The sequence below is a fragment of the Thauera chlorobenzoica genome (assembly GCF_001922305.1).
GTDB lineage: Bacteria > Pseudomonadota > Gammaproteobacteria > Burkholderiales > Rhodocyclaceae > Thauera > Thauera chlorobenzoica.
This window is the reverse complement of sequence record NZ_CP018839.1, coordinates 1,058,829-1,078,095: the sequence shown is the minus strand read 5'-3', so window position 1 is coordinate 1,078,095 and position 19,267 is coordinate 1,058,829. Positions and strand designations below refer to the sequence as shown.

General features: G+C 67.5%; 16 protein-coding genes and 1 tRNA gene. 6 read left to right on the top strand and 11 right to left on the bottom strand.

Features of this window, described 5'->3' with window-relative positions:
• Positions 1-6 precede the first annotated feature (6 nt).
• The 5 genes from Tchl_RS05130 (at position 7) to aspS (ending at position 5,104) form a co-directional block, all read left to right on the top strand.
• The gene (locus Tchl_RS05130; RefSeq protein WP_075147453.1) at positions 7-1,236 is read left to right on the top strand and encodes a type II secretion system F family protein; all 1,230 of its coding nucleotides are present in this window, start codon (positions 7-9) and stop codon (positions 1,234-1,236) included.
• Positions 1,237-1,239: 3 nt separating this feature from the next.
• A complete protein-coding gene (locus Tchl_RS05125; RefSeq protein WP_075147452.1) occupies positions 1,240-2,091 on the top strand; it encodes a prepilin peptidase in 852 nt (283 codons plus the stop codon).
• A 166-nt stretch (positions 2,092-2,257) separates the two neighbouring features.
• Positions 2,258-2,515, top strand: a complete 258-nt coding sequence (locus Tchl_RS05120) for an FmdB family zinc ribbon protein (RefSeq protein ID WP_075147451.1) — start codon at positions 2,258-2,260, stop codon at positions 2,513-2,515.
• Positions 2,516-2,564: 49 nt separating this feature from the next.
• Entirely contained in the window at positions 2,565-3,191 is a 627-nt protein-coding gene (locus Tchl_RS05115; protein ID WP_075147450.1) for a DUF502 domain-containing protein, read from the top strand.
• A gap of 101 nt (positions 3,192-3,292) precedes the next feature.
• A complete protein-coding gene (aspS, locus tag Tchl_RS05110; protein WP_075147449.1) occupies positions 3,293-5,104 on the top strand; it encodes an aspartate--tRNA ligase in 1,812 nt (603 codons plus the stop codon).
• Positions 5,105-5,166: 62 nt separating this feature from the next.
• Here the strand turns inward: aspS and prmC are convergent, their stop codons facing one another.
• From prmC to groES, 9 genes are all read right to left on the bottom strand, one after another.
• A complete protein-coding gene (prmC, locus tag Tchl_RS05105; protein ID WP_075147448.1) occupies positions 5,167-6,030 on the bottom strand; it encodes a peptide chain release factor N(5)-glutamine methyltransferase in 864 nt (287 codons plus the stop codon).
• Positions 6,027-7,112, bottom strand: coding sequence for a peptide chain release factor 1 (prfA, locus tag Tchl_RS05100; RefSeq protein WP_075147447.1), 1,086 nt, complete (start codon positions 7,110-7,112; stop codon positions 6,027-6,029). The genes prmC and prfA overlap by 4 nt, the downstream gene beginning before the upstream one ends.
• A 60-nt stretch (positions 7,113-7,172) precedes the next feature.
• Positions 7,173-8,426, bottom strand: coding sequence for a glutamyl-tRNA reductase (hemA, locus tag Tchl_RS05095; protein WP_075147446.1), 1,254 nt, complete (start codon positions 8,424-8,426; stop codon positions 7,173-7,175).
• A 258-nt stretch (positions 8,427-8,684) separates the two neighbouring features.
• Positions 8,685-9,893, bottom strand: a complete 1,209-nt coding sequence (locus Tchl_RS05090; protein WP_075147445.1) for a Bcr/CflA family efflux MFS transporter — start codon at positions 9,891-9,893, stop codon at positions 8,685-8,687.
• Between the two features lie 122 nt (positions 9,894-10,015).
• Positions 10,016-10,091: transfer RNA gene (locus tag Tchl_RS05085), tRNA-Phe, on the bottom strand.
• Positions 10,092-10,230: 139 nt separating this feature from the next.
• Positions 10,231-11,703, bottom strand: coding sequence for a sensor histidine kinase N-terminal domain-containing protein (locus tag Tchl_RS05080; protein ID WP_075147444.1), 1,473 nt, complete (start codon positions 11,701-11,703; stop codon positions 10,231-10,233).
• Positions 11,678-12,364 carry a response regulator transcription factor gene (locus Tchl_RS05075; RefSeq protein ID WP_075147443.1) on the bottom strand — a complete coding sequence of 229 codons (687 nt, stop codon included), beginning with the start codon at positions 12,362-12,364 and terminating at the stop codon, positions 11,678-11,680. Before Tchl_RS05075 ends, Tchl_RS05080 begins: the two co-directional genes overlap by 26 nt.
• Before the next feature lie 166 nt (positions 12,365-12,530).
• A complete protein-coding gene (gene groL, locus Tchl_RS05070) occupies positions 12,531-14,174 on the bottom strand; it encodes a chaperonin GroEL (protein ID WP_075147442.1) in 1,644 nt (547 codons plus the stop codon).
• A gap of 81 nt (positions 14,175-14,255) precedes the next feature.
• Entirely contained in the window at positions 14,256-14,546 is a 291-nt protein-coding gene (groES, locus tag Tchl_RS05065; RefSeq protein WP_002926786.1) for a co-chaperone GroES, read from the bottom strand.
• 251 nt (positions 14,547-14,797) lie between these two features.
• Between groES and Tchl_RS05060 the strand changes: the two genes are divergently transcribed.
• Positions 14,798-17,284 carry a Lon protease family protein gene (locus Tchl_RS05060; RefSeq protein ID WP_075147441.1) on the top strand — a complete coding sequence of 829 codons (2,487 nt, stop codon included), beginning with the start codon at positions 14,798-14,800 and terminating at the stop codon, positions 17,282-17,284.
• A 90-nt stretch (positions 17,285-17,374) separates the two neighbouring features.
• On the opposite strand, the gene Tchl_RS05055 is transcribed toward Tchl_RS05060, so the two are convergent.
• Positions 17,375-18,055, bottom strand: a complete 681-nt coding sequence (locus Tchl_RS05055) for a transglutaminase-like domain-containing protein (protein ID WP_075147440.1) — start codon at positions 18,053-18,055, stop codon at positions 17,375-17,377.
• A complete protein-coding gene (locus tag Tchl_RS05050; RefSeq protein WP_075147439.1) occupies positions 18,052-19,161 on the bottom strand; it encodes an alkene reductase in 1,110 nt (369 codons plus the stop codon). Before Tchl_RS05050 ends, Tchl_RS05055 begins: the two co-directional genes overlap by 4 nt.
• Positions 19,162-19,267: the final 106 nt, after the last annotated feature.

Below are 19,267 nucleotides of genomic sequence, written 5' to 3'. Positions count from 1 at the left end.
CGACTCATGGCGACAGCAAGCCGGGCGGTGCGCGGCACAGGCCCGAAGGAAGATCTCTACAGCTGGGAAGGCAAGGACAAGGCGGGCAAGCTGGTCCGTGGCGAGATGCGCGCCAGCGGCGACGCCATGGTCCAGGCCATGCTGCGCCGCCAGGGCATCCGGGTGAGCAAGGTGCGCAAGCAGAAGCTGTCGCGCGGCGGACGCATCGGCGACAAGGAAATCGCCTTGTTCACCCGCCAGCTCGCCACCATGATGAAATCCGGCGTTCCCCTGCTCCAGGCCTTCGACATCGCCATGAAAGGGTCGGGCAATCCGGCGCTGTCGCGCCTGCTCAACGAGATCCGCAACGACGTCGAGACCGGCTCCAGCCTGTCCCAGGCGTTCGCCAAATATCCCAGGCACTTCGACAAGCTGTTCACCAACCTCGTCGCCGCCGGCGAGCAGGCCGGGATCCTCGACAATCTCCTCGACCGCATCGCCACCTACAAGGAAAAAATCCTCGCGATCAAGAGCAAGATCAAGTCGGCCCTGTTCTACCCCGCAGCCGTGGTCGTGGTCGCCGGCCTGGTGATTTCGGTGATGATGCTGTTCGTGATTCCCGAGTTCAAGAACGTGTTCTCCAGCTTCGGCGCCGATCTGCCCACCCCCACGCTGATGGTGATCGCGATGTCCGACTTCTTCGTCGCCTACTGGTACCTGATGTTCGGCGCACTGCTCGCGGTCGTGCTCGCGATCGCCTGGAGCTACAAGCGCTCGAGCACAATGCAGATCGCCGTCGACCGCGCCGTGCTGCGCCTGCCGGTGATCGGCCCGATCATCCGCAAGGCGACCGTGGCCCGGTGGACGCGCACGCTATCGACGATGTTCGCCGCCGGCGTGCCATTGGTCGAAGCCCTCGACTCGGTGGGCGGCGCCTCGGGCAACCACGTCTACCTGACCGCGACCCGGCAGATCCAGGGCGAAGTGAGCACCGGCACCAGCCTCACCATTGCGATGCAGAACGCAACGGTGTTCCCGTCCATGGTGGTGCAGATGGTTTCGATCGGCGAGGAGTCCGGCCAGCTCGACTCCATGCTCGGCAAGGTCGCGGACTTCTTCGAGCAGGAAGTCGACGACGCCGTCGCCGGCCTGTCGCAGCTGCTCGAACCGTTGATCATGGTCTTCCTCGGCACCATCATCGGCGGCCTGGTGGTCGCGATGTACCTGCCGATCTTCAAGCTCGGCTCGGTCGTGTGACCCATGGCTGAACTCCTCCACGAACCGCTCGTTCTCGTTCCGCTGCTGAGCCTGCTCGGGCTTTTCGTCGGCAGCTTCCTCAACGTCGTCATCCATCGCCTGCCGAAGATGATGGAGCGCGACTGGCACGCCCAGGCCGCCGAACTGCGCGGCGAGCCGGCGCCCGAAGCCCCGCACTTCAACCTCGCCACGCCACGCTCGCGCTGCCCGCACTGCGGCCACCGCCTGTCCGCGCTGGAAAACATCCCGGTGCTCAGCTTCGTCCTCCTGCGCGGGCGCTGCAGGCACTGCGGCGCCCGCATCAGCAAGCGCTATCCGGTGGTCGAAATATCCACCGCCGCCCTCTCCGGCGTGGCCGCCTGGCATTTCGGCGCCAGCGCCGCCACGCTCGGCGCGCTGCTGTTCATCTGGGCGCTGGTGGCGCTGAGCTTCATCGATCTCGACACCCAGCTGCTGCCCGACAGCATCACCCTGCCCCTGCTGTGGCTGGGCCTCGCGTTCAACACCGGCGGCGTATTCACCGACCTGCACAGCGCGGTCATCGGCGCCATCGCCGGCTATCTCGCGCTGTGGACGGTGTACTGGCTGTTCCGGCTCGCCACCGGCAAGGAAGGCATGGGGTATGGCGACTTCAAGCTGCTGGCGGCGATCGGCGCCTGGCTCGGCTGGCAGGTGTTGCCGCTCACGATCTTGCTGTCCTCGCTGGTAGGAGCGATCGCCGGCATCGCCCTGATCGCCTTCGCGCGCCACGGCCGCAACGTGCCGATTCCGTTCGGCCCTTATCTCGGCGCCGCCGGCCTGATCGCCCTGCTGTGGGGCGAGACCCTGACCGCGCGCTACCTGGGCCTGTTCTAGACCCCGCACCGCCCCCCGGCGCAACGCCCCCCGGCGCAACGCCCGCCCCTCCTTGAAACCCGGCGGCGCCACCCCCATTTTGCTTGCGCGCCCGGCGTTCACGGGCTTCGCTTTTTCCTTATGCTGCATTGCGTTAGACTTGCGCACTTGTCTTCGGGAGCTCGTCATGCCCATTTATGAATATCGTTGCCCAAGCTGTGGTTTCCAGAAGGAACATCTGCAAAAAATGAGCGACGCGCCGCTGTCCTCGTGCCCGTCCTGCGGTACCGCGGGGTACACCAAACTCCTGTCGGCCGCCGGCTTCCAGCTCAAGGGCAGCGGCTGGTACGCCACCGATTTCAAGGGCGGCGCCGCACCCAGCACGCCCGCCCCGGCGGCGGCGCCCCCCTGCGCCGGCGGCAGCGGCGCATGCGCCTGCCACTGACCGGCCACCCTCCCCCGAACGGCCCGCGCAGCGGGCCCGAGACGCTCAATTGAAGAAATACTTCATCACCGGCCTGCTGATCTGGATTCCGCTGGCGATCACCTTCATGGTGCTGGCCTGGATCGTCGGCACGCTCGACGCGATCCTGCTGTGGCTGCCGAACGGTTTCCACCCGCGCGACTTCATCGGCCTCGACATTCCCGGCGTCGGCGTGCTGGCGAGCCTGCTGATCGTGTTCTTCACCGGCCTGGTCGCAGCCAACGTGCTCGGCCAGAAGCTGGTCCAGCTGTGGGAGGCGCTGCTGTCCCGGATCCCGGTGGTGAAGTCGATCTACTACAGCGTCAAGCAAGTCTCCGACACCGTTTTTTCCAGCACCGGCCAGGCTTTTCGCAAGGCCCTGCTGGTGCAGTACCCGCGCCAGGGGGCATGGACGATCGCCTTTCTCACCGGCCAGCCAGGCGGCGATGCGGCGCATCACCTGCAGGGCGACTACGTCAGCGTCTATGTGCCGACCACGCCCAACCCGACTTCGGGCTTCTTTTTGATGATGCCGCGGGCGGACGTCATCGAACTGGAGATGAGCGTCGATGAAGCGCTCAAGTACATCATCTCCATGGGGGTGGTCGCGCCCCCGCTGCGCCGGCCGGCGAGCCGGGCGGCCCTGCTCAACGAATGACGCTTCCCGACGGACCACGCCATCGCCAACGAGGCCACCGTTTTCCCCGCTTCCTTGAATCCCGACGGCACGCTGCCGTCGATCAGCCGGAACTCCTGTTTATGCGAACCCATTACTGCGGAAAAGTCACCGCCGCCGACCTCGACCAGATCGTCACCCTGTGCGGCTGGGTGCATCGCCGCCGCGACCACGGCGGCGTCATCTTCATCGACCTGCGCGACCGTGAGGGCCTGGTCCAGGTGGTATGCGACCCCGATCGCGCCGAGATGTTCAGGATCGCCGAATCGGTGCGTAGCGAGTTCGTCCTCAGGATGAGCGGCAAGGTCCGCCGCCGCCCCGCCGGCACCGAGAACCCCAACCTCACCTCGGGCGAGATCGAGGTCCTGTGCCACGACATCGAGATCCTCAACGCCGCCGCCACGCCGCCGTTCCAGCTCGACGACGACAACCTGTCCGAGACCGTGCGCCTGACCCACCGTGTCATCGACCTGCGCCGCCCGCAGATGCAGAAGAACCTGATGCTGCGCTACAAGACCACGATGGCCTTCCGCCGCTTCCTCGATGGCGCCGGTTTCATCGACGTCGAGACCCCGATGCTGACCAAGAGCACGCCCGAAGGCGCGCGCGACTACCTCGTGCCCTCGCGCGTGCATCCGGGCCAGTTCTTCGCCCTGCCGCAGTCACCCCAGCTGTTCAAGCAGCTCTTGATGGTCGCCGGCTACGACCGCTACTACCAGATCGTCAAGTGCTTCCGTGACGAAGACCTGCGCGCCGACCGCCAGCCCGAATTCACCCAGGTCGACCTCGAGACCTCGTTCATGAACGAGCACGAAATCACCGCCCTGGTCGAGGACATGATCCGCTACGTGTTCAAGGAGGCGATGGCGGTCGAGCTGCCCGCGCCCTTCCCACGCATGAGCTACGCTGAGGCGATGCGCCGCTACGGCTCGGACAAGCCCGACCTGCGCGTCACGCTGGAACTGACCGATGTCACCGACGCGGTGCAGGACGTCGCCTTCAAGGTCTTCAGCGGCCCCGCCACCTCGGGCGGGCGCGTCGCCGCGATGCGCGTACCCGGCGGCAACAGCCTGACCCGCGGCGAGATCGACGAGTACACCAAGTTCGTCGCCATCTACGGCGCCCGCGGCCTCGCCTACATCAAGGTCAACGACGTCAGCCAGCCCAACGAGCAGGGCCTGCAGTCACCGATCGTCAAGAACCTGCACGAGAAGGCGCTCGCCACCATCCTCGAGCGCACCGGCGCGCAGTCGGGCGACCTGATCTTCTTCGGCGCCGACAAGACCAAGGTGGTCAACGACGCCATGGGCGCGCTGCGTCTGAAAATCGGCCACGAGAAGGGTTCTCAGTTTGGTTGCCTCACCGGCGAGGCCTGGCGCCCGCTGTGGGTAGTCGACTTCCCGATGTTCGAGTACGACGAGGACGACAAGCGCTGGACCGCCTGCCACCACCCCTTCACCAGCCCCAAGGACGAGCACATCGACCTGCTCGAATCCAACCCGGGCGAGTGCCTCGCCAAGGCCTACGACCTCGCGTTGAACGGCTGGGAGATCGGCGGCGGCTCGGTGCGTATCCACCGCGCCGACGTGCAGGCGCGCGTGTTCGAGGCACTGAACATCGGCCCCGAGGAGCAGCAGGCCAAGTTCGGCTTCCTCCTCGATGCGCTCAAGTACGGCGCCCCGCCCCACGGCGGCCTGGCCTTCGGCCTCGACCGCATCGTCACCATGATGACCGGCGCCGAGTCGATCCGCGACGTCATCGCCTTCCCCAAGACCCAGCGCGCCCAGTGCCTGCTGACCGATGCGCCGGGCGACGTCGACGACAAGCAGCTGCGCGAGCTGCACATCCGCCTACGCCAGAAGGTCGAGACCCAGGTCGAAGTCGGCCGCGGCTGAGCCCGACAAAGCGGCCGCCAGACCGCCACCTGCCCGCCCCACGGCGGACAGGCGGCGGTTTTTCATTTGCGCCCGGGCCAGCGCCCGCCCGAGACGCGCTCGAGGCCGGCCAGATCCTTCCACGAGGCGATCGCGGCAAAGCCGGCATCGAGCAGCAGGCTGCGCACTGCCGCCGCCTGATCGTAGCCATGCTCGAGGAACAGCCAGCCACCGGCCTCCAGCCAGCGTGGCGCGGCGCCCACGATCGCGGCCAGATCGTCCAGCCCCGCCGGCCCGGCGGCGAGCGCCGTCACCGGCTCGAAGCGCACATCACCCTGCGCCAGGTGCGGATCACCCGCCGCAACGTAGGGCGGATTGGCGACGATCAGCCCGAAGCGCTCCTCGCCCAGCGCCGCGAACCAGTCGCTGAGGACCAGGCAGACGCTGGCGCCGAGCCGCGCGGCATTGGCCATCGCCACCTGGAGCGCCTCGCGCGAACGGTCGACGGCCACCACGTCGGGGGCATCGAGTTCGAGCGCAAGCGTCACCGCCAGTGCCCCGCTGCCCGTCCCCAGGTCGAGCACGCGCACGCCGCGCCGCGCCGCGCAATGGGCAAGGGCGAGTTCGACCAGCAGTTCGGTCTCGGGACGCGGAATCAGCACCGCGGGCGTGACGAGGAATTCCCGCCCGTAAAACTCGCGCGTGCCGGTCAGGTAAGCCACCGGCTCTCCCGCCGCGCGACGCTCGACCAGAGCGCGGTAAGCCGCCCACTCGGCGTCGGCCAGGCGCTGCTCGGGATAGGCCACCAGGCGTGCCCCCGTGCACTGCAGCACATGGCGCAGCAGCACGCGGGCATCGATCAGTTCAATGTGGGTGCGCGCCCAGGCCAGCGCCGCGGCGATGTCGGGCACCGCCGGCAGGCCGGGGCCGGATGAAGGGTGTCTCATGCACCGTCCTCCGCCAGCGCCGCCAGCAGCTCGGCCTGGTGCTCCAAGCTCAGGGCATCGACGAGTTCGTCGAGTTCGCCCTGCATCACCGCATCGAGCTTGTACAAGGTCAGGTTGATGCGATGATCGGTGACCCGGCCCTGGGGGAAGTTGTAGGTGCGGATGCGCTCGGAGCGGTCGCCGCTGCCGACCAGGCTCTTGCGCTGCGCCGCTTCGGCGCTCTGCCGGGCGCGCACTTCGGCATCGTGCAGGCGTGCGGCCAGCACCGCCAGCGCCTGCGCCTTGTTGCGGTGCTGCGAACGGTCGTCCTGACACTCGACGACGAGGCCGCTCGGAAGGTGGGTGATGCGCACCGCCGAGTCGGTCTTGTTGATGTGCTGGCCGCCGGCGCCCGAAGCGCGGAAGGTGTCGATGCGCAGCTCCGCCGGGTTGATGTTCACCGCCTCGACTTCGTCCGCCTCGGGCAGCACCGCCACCGTGCACGCCGAAGTGTGGATGCGGCCCTGGGTCTCGGTCACCGGCACGCGCTGGACCCGGTGGCCGCCGGACTCGAACTTCAGCTTCGAATAGGCACCGGCGCCGGCGATGCGGGCGATCACTTCCTTGTAGCCGCCGAGGTCGGACTCGCTCGCCGCCACGATCTCCACCTTCCAGCGCTGACGCTCGGCGTAGCGGCTGTACATGCGCAGCAGGTCGCCGGCGAACAGCGCCGCCTCGTCGCCACCGGTGCCGGCCCGGATCTCGAGGAAGAGGTTGCGCTCGTCGTTCGGGTCGCGCGGCAGCAGCGCGCGCTGCAGCGCGGCCTCCAGCTCAGTGATGCGCGTTTCGCCGGCGGCCAGCTCCTGCTCGCCGAGCTCGCGCATCTCGGCGTCGTCCAGCAGCTCGCGCGCCGTCGCGCAGTCGGCCTCCGCCTGCGCATAAGCCTGGTACAGCGCCACCACCGGCTCGACCTCGGCACGCTCGCACGACAGTTCACGGAAGCGCTTCATGTCGTTCGCCGTATCCCCGGCCGCGAGCGTGCGATCGAGTTCGTCCAGGCGGCGGACGAGGTGTTCGAGTTTGTCGCGGATGCGTTGCTTCATGGAGTCAGCCCGGAGAGCCTGCGCCGGGCGCAGGCGGTAAGGAATCGGCGGAGTGGCGCCCTAGCCGTGGGACGGCAGGTTGAACAGCCGCTCGACGAGCCGCCCGGCCTCGGCCTTGCCGGTCTCGTCGGCCTGGTTCAGGAAGCGCGTGGGGCCGTGCATCAGCTTGTTGGTGAGGCCGTGCGACAGGGCGTCGAGCACGCGCTGCGGCTCCTCGCCTTTCGCCAGCAGGCGCAGGGCGCGCTCGAGCTCGGCCTGGCGCAGGGCTTCGGCGTGTTCGCGCAGCGCGCGGATGGTCGGCACACTACCGCGCGCCGCCATCCAGTGCAGGAAGCCGTCGACCCGCGAGTCGATGATCTGCTCGGCCTCGACCACCGCCTGCTGGCGCGACTCCATACCCGCCTCGACGACCTGCGCGAGATCGTCCACGGTGTACAGGAAGACGTCGTCGAGCTCGGCGATCTCGGGCTCGATGTCGCGCGGCACGGCCAGGTCGACCATCACCATCGGCCGGTGGCGGCGTGCCTTCACCGCACGCTCGACCATCCCCAGGCCGACCAGCGGGAGGGGCGCGGCGGTACAGGACACGACCACGTCGAAGCGCGCCAGCGCCTCGCCGATCTGGTCGATGCGCAAGGTGCGCGCGCCGAAGCGCGAAGCCAGGACCTGGGCGCGCTCCTCGGTGCGATTGGCGACGGTCATCGATTTCGGACAGGCACCGCCGAAGTGCGCCGCACAAAGCTCGATCATCTCGCCCGCACCGATGAACAGCACGTGCTGGTCGGAGACGCGGCCGAAGATACGCTCGGTCAGGTGCACCGCCGCCGCCGCCATCGACACCGTATTGGCGCCGATCGCGGTCGTCGAGCGCACTTCCTTGGCGACCGCGAACGTGCTCTGGAACAGCTTGTGCAGCAGCACCCCCAGAGTGCCGGCCTGTTCCGCGAAGCGCGCCGCATCCTTGACCTGGCCCAGGATCTGCGGCTCGCCGATGACCATCGAATCGAGCCCGCTGGCGACGCGGAAGACGTGGCGAATCGCGTCGCGCTGCGGGTAGGCATACAGGTAGGGCGAGACGTCGTTCAGCGAGACGCGGTGAAAGTGCGCCAGCCAGTCGGCGGCGTGCTGGGGCTGCTCGGCGGCGAAGTAAAGCTCGGTGCGGTTACAGGTCGACAGGATCGCCGCTTCGCGCACCGAGTCGGCATGGGCGAGGCCGTGCAGGGCCTGCTGCAGATGCTCAGGCTGAAACGCGACCCGTTCGCGGATCGCGAGCGGCGCCGTGTGATGATTCAGACCCAGAGCGTAGAGTTGCATGCAGAAAACGGCCTCGTCGACAGCCGACGCATTATAACACTGCGGAAAGTGCAAAAAACTTGAGCAAAATCAGCAACTTCAACCTGAAAAGCGGGGGCACGAACGAAAACGGGCCGACACTCTGTCGGCCCGTCCGGTGAAATCGGACGCCAGTATAGCAACAAACCCGCGGGCGAATCCACGCGCACGCCCAAGCCCGTACGCACCCCGCGAGCCCGGCACCAAGCGCGCAGCCCGCTCGAACATGCGGAGCGGCCCCTATCCGGTTGCGCTTGCCGGACGGCGGTGCATCAGCACCTGCGCCGCCGCCGCGCACAGGGTAAAGGCCATCATCAGCACCCCCAGATTCACCACTCCGTGATGCGGGAACAGCCCCACCGCATAGCTGCCCACCGCCCCCATCAGCTGCTGCAGCACACCGGCCACGGCCGCGGCCGAACCGGCCAGCGCCGGCAGCACGCCAACCGTGCCGGCGAGCGTCGACGGCATCAGAAAGCCATGCCCCAGGCCCAGCAGCAGCAGCGGCAGGGCGAGGGCCAGCGGCGTATTCAGCCCGGCCAGCCCGAGCGCGAGCATCAGGCCGATGCCGCCCACCGTGAACATCTGGCCGAGCGCCATGATCAGCCCCTCCCTCGCCCGATGCACCAGATGAGTGGTCAGGTAATTGCCGACGATGTACGCCGCCGGTATGCACATGATGTAGTAACCGATGCCTTCGGGCCCGACACCGTAGCTGCCGAGGACGATCGGTGCGCCGCCGAGAAATGCATAGAAAGTAGCGGTAGTCATCGACAGGATCGCCACATAGAGCAGGAAGACCGGCTCCCGGAGCAGGCGTGAGTACGATGAAAGCATATTCGCGAACCAGTGCGGGCGGCCCGCAACAGGCTTGTGCGGAGCGGGCAGGCCGCGCCAGGCCGCCAACAGCAGGACCGCGGCAAGAGCGGCGATGAGCACGAAATTGGCCTGCCAGCCCAGACGCACATGGAGTTGCCCGCCGACGATGGTGGCCAGCGGCGGGCACAGGCCCATCACCATGCCGACGTAGGCCATCACCCGGGTGCGCTCCGGCCCGTGGAACAGATCCTGGACCATCGCCCTGCCCACCACCATTCCTGCCGCACTGCCCGCGCCCTGCAGCACGCGTGCCGCAGTCAGGGTTGCCAGGTCAGGTGCCAGGGCAGCCAGGACCGAACCGACGCCCGCCAGCGACAACCCCGCCAACAGCATTCTTTTGCGCCCCAACTGGTCCGACAGCGGCCCATAGACCAGCTGCAGGCCGCCGAAAGCGAGGAGGTACGCGCTGAAGGTAAGCTGGACATTCGACTGGCTCGACCCGAAGATCGCCCCCCACTCCTGCATCGAGGGGATGGAAATCGTCATCGCCAGCAGGCCGAAAGCCATCTGTCCCAACAAATTGGCGATCAACAGGGTGCGGGCACGTTGCGTCGAAGCGGCGTTCATCATAGGCGGAATTTATAGCCATTCGAAATGCCGCGCAATGCAGCCCCCGACTGGCACGCGGATCGTCCCGAAATACAAAGCAAAAACGCCGACCATGTGGATCGGCGTTTTTGCTTGGAATACGGTGGTGGCCAGTCGCGGAATCGAACCACGGACACGCGGATTTTCAATCCGCTGCTCTACCAACTGAGCTAACTGGCCTGAGGAGCGCGCATTATAGCGAATTCCGCGCGAAGGTCAAACATTCATGCCAGTTTTTTCGATCTCCCGAATGGGATAGCCGGGCGGCAGGCCCGCTGTGCAGCGACCACGCCGGCGGCATTGGGGCAACAGCCCTGAATCACGCGAAATCGCCATGCACCGGCGGTGGCGGCTGCAACTGGCTGCGCGGGAAGACGACCCGCGCAAGCGTGCCCCGCCCGCCGGGGCTGGCGTCGAGGGTCACCACCGCACGGTGCAGCTCGGCAATTTCCTGCACGATCGGCAGCCCCAGGCCCGAGCCGTCCTCGCCGCTGCCGAGCACCCGGTAGAAGCGCTCGAACACGCGCTCGCGGTCCGCCTCCGCAATCCCGACCCCGGAGTCCTCGACTTCGAGGATGGGCGCTCCCGCGAAGCGCGTGCGCGCGGTCACGCGGCCGCCGCGCGGGGTGTACTTGATCGCGTTGTCGACCAGGTTCTTGACCATTTCCCGCAGCAGGACTTGGTTGCCTTCGACCAGCAGGTGCTGTCCCCCTTCGACGCCGAGGTCGATCTGCTTGGCGCGCGCGCGCGGGTAGAGCTCGAGCGCCACCGTGCGCACCACGGCTTCCAGGTCGACCGGCTCGACCGCATACAGCTTCTCGAAACTGGCCTCGGCACGCGCCAGGGACAGGAGCTGGTTGATCAGGTGGGCGGCGCGGTCAGTGCTTTCGGCGATATGCTCGAGCGACTGGTGCAGCTGTTCCGGATCGGTTTCGTGCAGCGCCAGATCAGTCTGCATCTTCAGCCCGGTCAGGGGGGTGCGCATCTGGTGTGCGGCGTCGGCGATGAAACGCTGCTGGGCCTGCAGGTTCTCTTCCAGGCGGGCCATCATGTCGTTGAAGGCGATGATCAGCGGGCGGACCTCCTCGGGCACGCTGGCCGGCGCGATCGGCGACAGGTCGGTCGGGCGCCGGCGCCGGATCATGCTCTGCAGGCGGCTCAGGGGCGCGATGCCGCGCGTGAGCCCGACCCACACCAGCACGACCGCGAGCGGAATGATGGCGAACTGGGGCAGGAGCACGCCGGTCACCACCTTCGAGGCGAGATCGGTGCGCTTGTTGCGGGTTTCCGCAACCTGCACCAGCACCAGCAGGTCGCGCTCGTCCGGCTCGGGGCGCAGGAAGCGGTAGGCAACCCGCGCTTCCTCGCCGTGGATCACCTCATCGCGGAACAGGACTTCTTCGCCGTAGAGCGTTTCCGGCAAGGGCGGGCGGCCGATTTCGACGTCGCCGGTAAGGATCGAGCCGCCGTGGCTGGCGACCTGGTAATACACCGCGTCGTCCTGGTCGGCGCGGAACAGCGCCCGCGGCGGCGCCGGAAAATGGACCGCCAGTTCACCGTTCTCGACAACCACCAGCCGCGCCAGCGCACGCACGCTGTCGGCCAGGGCGAGGTCATAGGGCTGATTGGCGATGTTGTCGGCGACGTTGTGGGTGACGATGATCGAGATCGGCCACAGGAACAGCAGCGGCGCGAGCATCCAGTCGAGGATCTCGCCGAACAGCGAGTTCGGCGCTGTCCTCTTGCGCCCGCCGCCGGCAACGCGTTCAGGCTTTCGCCGCCGCGCCAGCATCGGGGTTTTCCAGGCAGTAGCCCAGGCCGCGCACGGTGACGATCCGGATCCCGCTGTCCTCGAGCTTCTTGCGCAAGCGATGGACATAGACTTCGATCGCGTTGCTCGACACTTCCTCGCCCCAGCCACACAAGTGGTCGACGAGCTGGTCCTTGCTCACCAGCCGTCCTACCCGCAGCAAAAAGACTTCGAGCAGGCCGATCTCGCGTGCCGACAGGTCCACCACCTGGCCGTCGATCTTGACCACACGGTCGGCCTGGTCGTAGCTCAGCCGGCCGACCTCGATGCAGCGCGGCTGCCCCGTGCCCCGGCGGCTCAGCGCGCGCACCCGCGCCTCCAGCTCGGGCAGCGCGAAAGGCTTGGTCAGGTAGTCGTCGGCGCCCGCATCGAGTCCGCGCACGCGGTCATCGACGCCATCCTGGGCCGTCAGGATCAGCACCGGCTGAACCGACTTGCGTGCGCGCAGGCGCTTGAGCACTTCGATACCGTTCAGCCGCGGCAGGCCCAGATCGAGGATCAGCAGATCGTAGGCCTGCGAGCTGACTGCCGCATCCGCATCGAGCCCGTCGCCCACGTGATCGACGGCACAGCCGCCCCGCCGCAACGCACGGCAGATGCCGTCGGCGATGACCGGATCGTCCTCTGCCAACAAGATGCGCATAGATCAGGACCTATCCCAGAAAGGCCGGATTATCCCATGCTTCGCTACAGAGAGGCATCCGCGGCGCACGCCGTGTGGAGCGCACCAAAAAGGCGAAAGCCCCGCCGAAGCGGGGCTTTCGCCTTTGCAGCAGGCTCCCGGCCGGAGCCGGGAAGCGGGTGGGGTTTTACATGCCCATGCCCATGTCGCCCATGCCACCCATGCCGCCCATCGGGGGCATCATGGGCTTGTCTTCGGCCAGCTCGCCGACCATGCAGTCGGTGGTGAGCATCAGGCCGGCGACCGAGGCGGCGTTCTGCAGCGCGGTGCGGGTGACCTTGGTCGGGTCCAGCACGCCCATCTCGACCATGTCGCCGTACTCGCCGGTGGCGGCGTTGTAGCCGTAGTTGCCCGAGCCTTCGACAACCTTGTTGACCACCACTGAAGCTTCGTCACCGGCGTTGGCAACGATCTCGCGCAGCGGCTGCTCCATCGCGCGCAGCACGATCTTGATCCCGGCGTCCTGGTCGTGGTTGTCGCCCTTGAGGCCGGCGAGGTTGGCGCGGGCACGCAGCAGGGCGACGCCGCCGCCGGGGACAATGCCTTCTTCCACCGCGGCACGGGTGGCGTGCAGGGCGTCCTCGACGCGGGCCTTCTTCTCCTTCATTTCGACTTCGGTCGCAGCACCGACCTTGATCACCGCCACGCCGCCGGCGAGCTTGGCCACGCGCTCCTGCAGCTTCTCGCGGTCGTAGTCGGAAGTCACTTCCTCGATCTGCACCCGGATCTGCTTGACCCGCGCCTCGATACGCTCGGCTTCGCCGGCGCCGTCGATGATGATGGTGTTTTCCTTGCCGATCTCGATGCGCTTGGCCTGGCCCAGGTCTTCCAGGGTGGCCTTTTCCAGGGTCAGGCCGACTTCTTCGGCGATGACCTGGCCGCCGGTGAGGATGGCGATGTCTTCGAGCATGGCCTTGCGGCGGTCGCCAAAGCCCGGGGCCTTGACCGCGCAGGTCTTGAGGATGCCGCGGATGTTGTTCACCACCAGGGTGGCGAGCGCTTCGCCGTCGACGTCCTCGGCGATGATCAGCAGCGGACGGCCGGACTTGGCGACTTGCTCGAGCACCGGCAGCAGATCGCGGATGTTCGAGATCTTCTTGTCGAACAACAGGACGAACGGGTTCTCGAGGATCGCGACCTGCTTGTCCGGGTTGTTGATGAAGTAGGGCGACAGGTAGCCGCGGTCGAACTGCATGCCTTCGACGACGTCGAGCTCATTGTTCAGCGACTTGCCGTCTTCGACGGTGATCACGCCTTCCTTGCCGACCTTGTCCATCGCGTTGGCGATGATGTCGCCGATGTCGGCGTCGGAGTTGGCCGAGATCGAGCCGACCTGGGCGATTTCCTTGTTCGTCGAGCAGGGCTTGGACAGATTCTTCAGCTCTTCGATGGTGGCGATCACGGCCTTGTCGATGCCGCGCTTCAGATCCATCGGGTTCATCCCGGCGGCGACGAACTTCATGCCTTCACGCACGATCGACTGGGCCAGCACGGTCGCGGTGGTGGTACCGTCACCGGCGATGTCAGAGGTCTTGGAGGCGACTTCCTTGACCATCTGCGCGCCCATGTTCTCGAACTTGTCCTTGAGTTCGATTTCCTTGGCGACGGAGACACCGTCCTTGGTCACGGTCGGGCCGCCGAAGGAGCGCTCGAGCACGACGTTGCGGCCCTTCGGGCCGAGGGTCACCTTGACCGCGTTGGCGAGGATGTTGACACCGGCGACCATGCGTTCGCGGGCGGAATCACCAAACTTGACTTCTTTAGCTGCCATTCTTCAGAACTCCTAAAATATTTCCTGTGCATCTGCGCCTGGGCGCCGATGCGCTACCGGGGCGAACCGAATGCGGGAGGTTCAGGCCTCGACCACACCCATGATGTCCTCTTCGCGCATGACGAGGAGCTCTTCACCCTCGACCTTCACGGTCTGGCCGGCGTACTTGCCGAACAGCACCTTGTCGCCCACCTTGACGGCCATCGGACGGACCTTGCCGTCGTCGAGGATCTTGCCGTTGCCGACCGCCAGCACTTCGCCCTGGTCGGGTTTTTCGCCGGCGGAATCGGGGATCACGATACCGCTGGCGGTCTTGCGTTCGGCTTCCAGACGCTTGACGATCACGCGATCGTGCAGGGGACGAATTTTCATCGAGTTCTCTCCTTGTTCGGATTCAATCATGTGATTAAGTGCGGGATTTTCTCCCGCATGAAACTTTCGCAGCCGGCGTGCAGCGCATACAGCCAGCACTGTTAGCACTCACTGCCAACGAGTGCTAATAATAGGGACGCCCCCGGGGGATTTCAAGGGGCTGCCTACGATTCACCCACATCGGCCACCGGACTGGCCCGCACTAGCCCCAGGCGTTATGCTGCGGGCAACGAACTGCGGAGGTTACGCCGATGAGCCCAGTGCCCGCGCTACCGTCCGAGCGCCTTCACACCGCCTGCGACCCTTCCACCTTCGGCGTTGCCAGCACCGCCGAGCTGAGCGACACCGATACCAGCCAGCTGCATCCGCGCGCCGTCGAGGCGGTCCGCCTTGCCCTCGACATCCGGGATGGCGGTTACAACCTCTTCGTCCTCGGCGAGGCCGGCAGCGGGCGCCACGCGCTGATCAGCCACCTCCTCGCCGCCGAGCGCGGGCACGGTCCAGCCGCGGCCGACTGGTGCTACGTGTGGAACTTCAGCCACCCCTCGCGACCATCCATCCTGCGCCTGCCCTGCGGGCGCGGAGCGGGTTTCCGCGATCACATGCAGCGTTTCGTCGAAGAGCTGATCCCGGCGATCGGCGCGGTGTTCGAAAGCGACGACTACCGCGCCCGCATCGGCGCACTGCAGGAAGAGGCCAAGCAGCGCGAGGAGGAGGCACTGCGCGCCCTCGGTGACGAGGCCCGGCGGCTCGGCGTGGCGCTGCTGCGCACTCCGCACGGCTTCGCCTTCATGCCGATGAAAGGCGAGGACGACACCCTCAGCAAGGAGGAATTTGACCAGCTGCCCGAAGCCCGCCAGCAGGAGCTGGGCGAGCACATCAAGGTGCTGCGCGATCGGATGCAGCAGCTGATGAGCGAATTCCCGCGCTGGCGCCGGGAGCTGCAGAAGCAGGTGCGCGAGGCCGGCCAGGACGCGCTCGGCACCACCGTCGGCCACATGATCGACGAGCTCAAGGCGCGGCATGCCGACCTTCCGGCGGTACTCGAACACCTCGACGCGGTACACCGCGACGTCATCGCCAGCGGCGAATCCCTGCGCGCCGCTCCGCATGCCGACGAAGACAGCGAGGGCGTGACCTATTCGGGCACGATCTCGGTGCAGCGCTACCAGGTCAACCTGCTGGTCGAAAACCCCGCCACCGGCGCCCGCCCGCTGGTCTATGAGGACCATCCGACGCTGCAGAACCTGGTCGGACGCATCGACCACGTCGTGCACATGGGCACCCTGGTCAGCAACTTCACCCTGATCCGCGCCGGCGCCCTGCACCGCGCCAACGGCGGCTTCCTGGTGCTGGACGCACTCAAGCTGCTGTCCCAGCCCTACGCCTGGGAGGGGCTCAAGCGCGCACTGATGGCCGACAAGGTGCGCATCGAATCACTCGCCGAACTGGTCGGGGTCACCGGCACGGTGCAGCTCGAACCCGAACCGGTGCCACTCGAACTGAAGATCGTGCTGGTCGGCGAGCGCATGCTCTACTACCTGCTGTCACAGCTCGATCCGGAGTTCCCGGCGTTGTTCAAGATCAACGCCGACCTCGACAGCGAGATCGAGCGCACCGCCGAGAGCAGCGCCCGCTATGCCCGCCTGATCGCCACCCTGGCACGGCGCCAGGGCCTGCGCCCGCTGTCGGCGGCGGCCCTGGCGCGCCTCATCGAACACGCCGCCCGCCTCGCCGGCGATGCCGAACGGCTGAGCACGCGGATCCGGCCGCTGGACGACCGCATGCACGAAGCCGCCCATTTCGCCGCTGCCGCCGGCTCTGCGCTGATCGAGCGCGAACACGTCGAGGCTGCACTCGAGGCCCACCACCGCCGCAACGAGCGCATCGGCCGCCAGTACCTGGATGCGATCCTGCGCGGCCAGATGCTGGTCGACACCAGCGGCAGCCACATCGGCCAGGTCAACGGCCTCGCCGTCGTCCAACTGGGCGAGAGCAGCTTCGCCCATCCGGTGCGCATCACCGCCACCGTGCGCGTGGGCGAAGGCGAGATCGTCGACATCGAGCGCGAGGTGCACCTGGCCGGACCGATCCATTCCAAGGGCGTGCTGATCCTGTCGTCCTTCCTCGCCGCCCGCTTCGGCTGGATGATGCCGCTATCGCTGAAGGCGAGTCTGGTCTTCGAGCAGTCCTACGGCGGCGTTGAGGGCGACAGCGCCTCGCTCGCCGAACTCGCCGCGCTGCTGTCGGCGCTCGCGCGCACGCCGCTGCGCCAGTCGATCGCAGTCACCGGCTCGGTGAACCAGTACGGCGCGGTCCAGCCGGTGGGGGGCATCAACGAAAAGATCGAAGGCTTCTTCGCCCTGTGCACGGCGCGCGGGCTCGACGGCGCGCAGGGGGTGCTGATTCCCCGCGCCAACGTCTGCAACCTGATGCTCCATGCCGACGTGGTCGAGGCCGTGCGCGCCGGGCAGTTCCACGTGTGGGCGGTCGCCGACATCGACGAGGCGCTCGAGTTGCTCACCGGCCTGCCGGCCGGCGCGCCCGGCGAGGACGGAACCATGGCGGAAGGGTCGGTCGGGCAGCGCGCCCTCTCCGGCCTGCAAAAGCTCGCCCGGATGCGGCGCGAGGCCGGTCGCCGGGCGGGCGGCGCCAGCGGCGCGGCGCGGCGGGAAGGCGAAGCCCGCGCGCCCGAGGACAGCCCGGAAAACAGCGCCGGCAAAGACCCCGCCGGCTGAACCGGGCCGGCGCCCGCGCATCGCCGGCCGCCCCTGCCCTCGGTCACGAGCGCGCAAGCGCCCGCTGAGCGGCCGGGGGCGCCGTATCGCTCAGCGATCGACCATCGCCTCGTGCTCGAAGTCGCCTCTCAAGCTCGCTTCGGCCGCATCCACCAGGCGCGGGTGGAAGGTCCGCATGTCGTCGACGAGTTCCTCGAACGGAAAATCGTCGAACACCCCGCGCTCGTTCACATACTCCATGTGGCGCTCGTCGCGCGCGTTGTAAGGATGCATCAGCGAATCGTCGCGGCCGTTGAATTCGAGCGGCTTGACGTCGAAGCGCTCGCACATCTGCAGGTTGAACGCCGGCGTGGCCTTGACCCAGCGCCCCTCCAGATGGAGCGCAACGTAGCCGTGCCAGCGGTACAGGTCGCCGCCGACGAGCTCGCGCAGGCGCTCGGTGCTGAGGTGGTTGCGCACATCGGCGAAGCCCACCCGCGCCGGGATGCCCGCGCCGCGCGCCGCCGCGGCCAGCAGGATGGCCTTCGGCACGCAATACGCGGCCCCCTCGGCGACCGTGCGGCTGGCGATGAAATATTCCCTTCTCATGTAAAAGCGGTAGGGGTCGTAGCGCACGCCGTCGCGCACCGCGTAATACAGGCGCACCGCGCGCTCCACCGGATCGGCGGCAGCGCCGACGGCCTCGTCAATGAAGTCGCGCACGCGCGGATGGTGGAAATCGAAAAAATCGCTCGGGGCCAGATACGCCTGCATATCGTTGTTACTGCTCATTCCTGCTCCTCTTTACTTTCTTCCAGCGTCGGGTAGTCGATATAGCCCTCGGCGCCGCCGCCGTAGAGCTTGTCGGTGCGCAGCGGGTTGAGCGGCGCGTCCTCGCGCAGCCGGCGCACGAGGTCAGGGTTGCAGATGAAGGGGCGGCCGAACGCCACCAGATCGGCCCGGCCGCCGGCGACCGCCTCGATCGCCTCGGCACGGCGATAGCCGTTGTTCACCATCCACGCGCCGGGAAAGCGGCGGCGCAGCGCGTCGTAGTCGAAAACGGGGGCGCCGGCCGGATGGCGGGCACCGCCGGTCTCGCCTTCGATGACGTGGAGGTAGGCCAGGCCAAGCCGCGCGAGCTGCTCCACGACGTAGCCGTAGAGCGCCTGCGGGTCGCTGTCGCGCGGCGTGCTGCCGCCGAAGGTCATCATCGGGCTCAGGCGCACGCCGCAACGGCCGGCGCCGATCTCCGCACTGACGGCCTGCATCACTTCCAGCAGCAGGCGGGCGCGGTTGGCGATGCTGCCGCCGTAAGGGCCGCTGCGGTCGTTGACGCTGTCGCGCAGGAACTGCTCGAGCAGGTAGGTGTTGGCGGCATGCACTTCGACACCGTCGAAGCCGGCTTCGCGTGCGCAGCGCGCGGCGTGGCGGTAGTCGGCGACCAGCCCGGGCAACTCGTCGTCGCGCAGCGCGCGCGGCGTGGAAACATCGACGAAGCCGTCGCGAGTGAAGGTCTGGGTCGGCGCACGCCGGGCGGTGGACGACACCGGCGCCGCCCCTCCCGGCAGCAGCGACACGTGCGAAATGCGCCCGACATGCCAGAGCTGGATCACGATGCGTCCGCCCGCGGCATGCACGGCATCGGTGACCCTACGCCAGGCCGCGACCTGCTCCGGCGTGTAGATGCCCGGCGTGTCGAGGTAGCCCTGCGCCATCGCGCTGATCTGGCTGCCTTCGGCGATGATCAGGCCGGCGCTGGCGCGCTGCCGGTAGTACTCCACGGTCATCGGTCCCGCCAGCTCGCCGGCGGTGGCGCGGTTGCGCGTCAGCGGCGCCATGACGATGCGGTTGGCAAGGTCGAGGTCGCCGACCCGGATGGGGTCGAACAGGGAAGTCATGCATGCGCTCCTTCGGTTGCATGGAAGCCGGCCCTGGCCGGGGCCGAGCCCGCATTGTTCCCTGCCCGGAGCGGATCGTCCACCTCGGAGGACCGGCGCCCCCCGC

What these genes read in the sequence shown, in the direction of transcription:
- Tchl_RS05130 (WP_075147453.1), top strand. Translation starts at nt 7, where the DNA reads ATGGCGACAGCAAGCCGGGCGGTGCGCGGCACAGGCCCGAAGGAAGAT.
- Tchl_RS05125 (WP_075147452.1), top strand. Translation starts at nt 1,240, where the DNA reads ATGGCTGAACTCCTCCACGAACCGCTCGTTCTCGTTCCGCTGCTGAGC.
- Tchl_RS05120 (WP_075147451.1), top strand. Translation starts at nt 2,258, where the DNA reads ATGCCCATTTATGAATATCGTTGCCCAAGCTGTGGTTTCCAGAAGGAA.
- aspS (WP_075147449.1), top strand. Translation starts at nt 3,293, where the DNA reads ATGCGAACCCATTACTGCGGAAAAGTCACCGCCGCCGACCTCGACCAG.
- prmC (WP_075147448.1), bottom strand. Translation starts at nt 6,030, where the DNA reads ATGAGACACCCTTCATCCGGCCCCGGCCTGCCGGCGGTGCCCGACATC.
- prfA (WP_075147447.1), bottom strand. Translation starts at nt 7,112, where the DNA reads ATGAAGCAACGCATCCGCGACAAACTCGAACACCTCGTCCGCCGCCTG.
- hemA (WP_075147446.1), bottom strand. Translation starts at nt 8,426, where the DNA reads ATGCAACTCTACGCTCTGGGTCTGAATCATCACACGGCGCCGCTCGCG.
- Tchl_RS05090 (WP_075147445.1), bottom strand. Translation starts at nt 9,893, where the DNA reads ATGATGAACGCCGCTTCGACGCAACGTGCCCGCACCCTGTTGATCGCC.
- Tchl_RS05080 (WP_075147444.1), bottom strand. Translation starts at nt 11,703, where the DNA reads ATGCTGGCGCGGCGGCGAAAGCCTGAACGCGTTGCCGGCGGCGGGCGC.
- Tchl_RS05075 (WP_075147443.1), bottom strand. Translation starts at nt 12,364, where the DNA reads ATGCGCATCTTGTTGGCAGAGGACGATCCGGTCATCGCCGACGGCATC.
- groL (WP_075147442.1), bottom strand. Translation starts at nt 14,174, where the DNA reads ATGGCAGCTAAAGAAGTCAAGTTTGGTGATTCCGCCCGCGAACGCATG.
- groES (WP_002926786.1), bottom strand. Translation starts at nt 14,546, where the DNA reads ATGAAAATTCGTCCCCTGCACGATCGCGTGATCGTCAAGCGTCTGGAA.
- Tchl_RS05060 (WP_075147441.1), top strand. Translation starts at nt 14,798, where the DNA reads ATGAGCCCAGTGCCCGCGCTACCGTCCGAGCGCCTTCACACCGCCTGC.
- Tchl_RS05055 (WP_075147440.1), bottom strand. Translation starts at nt 18,055, where the DNA reads ATGAGCAGTAACAACGATATGCAGGCGTATCTGGCCCCGAGCGATTTT.
- Tchl_RS05050 (WP_075147439.1), bottom strand. Translation starts at nt 19,161, where the DNA reads ATGACTTCCCTGTTCGACCCCATCCGGGTCGGCGACCTCGACCTTGCC.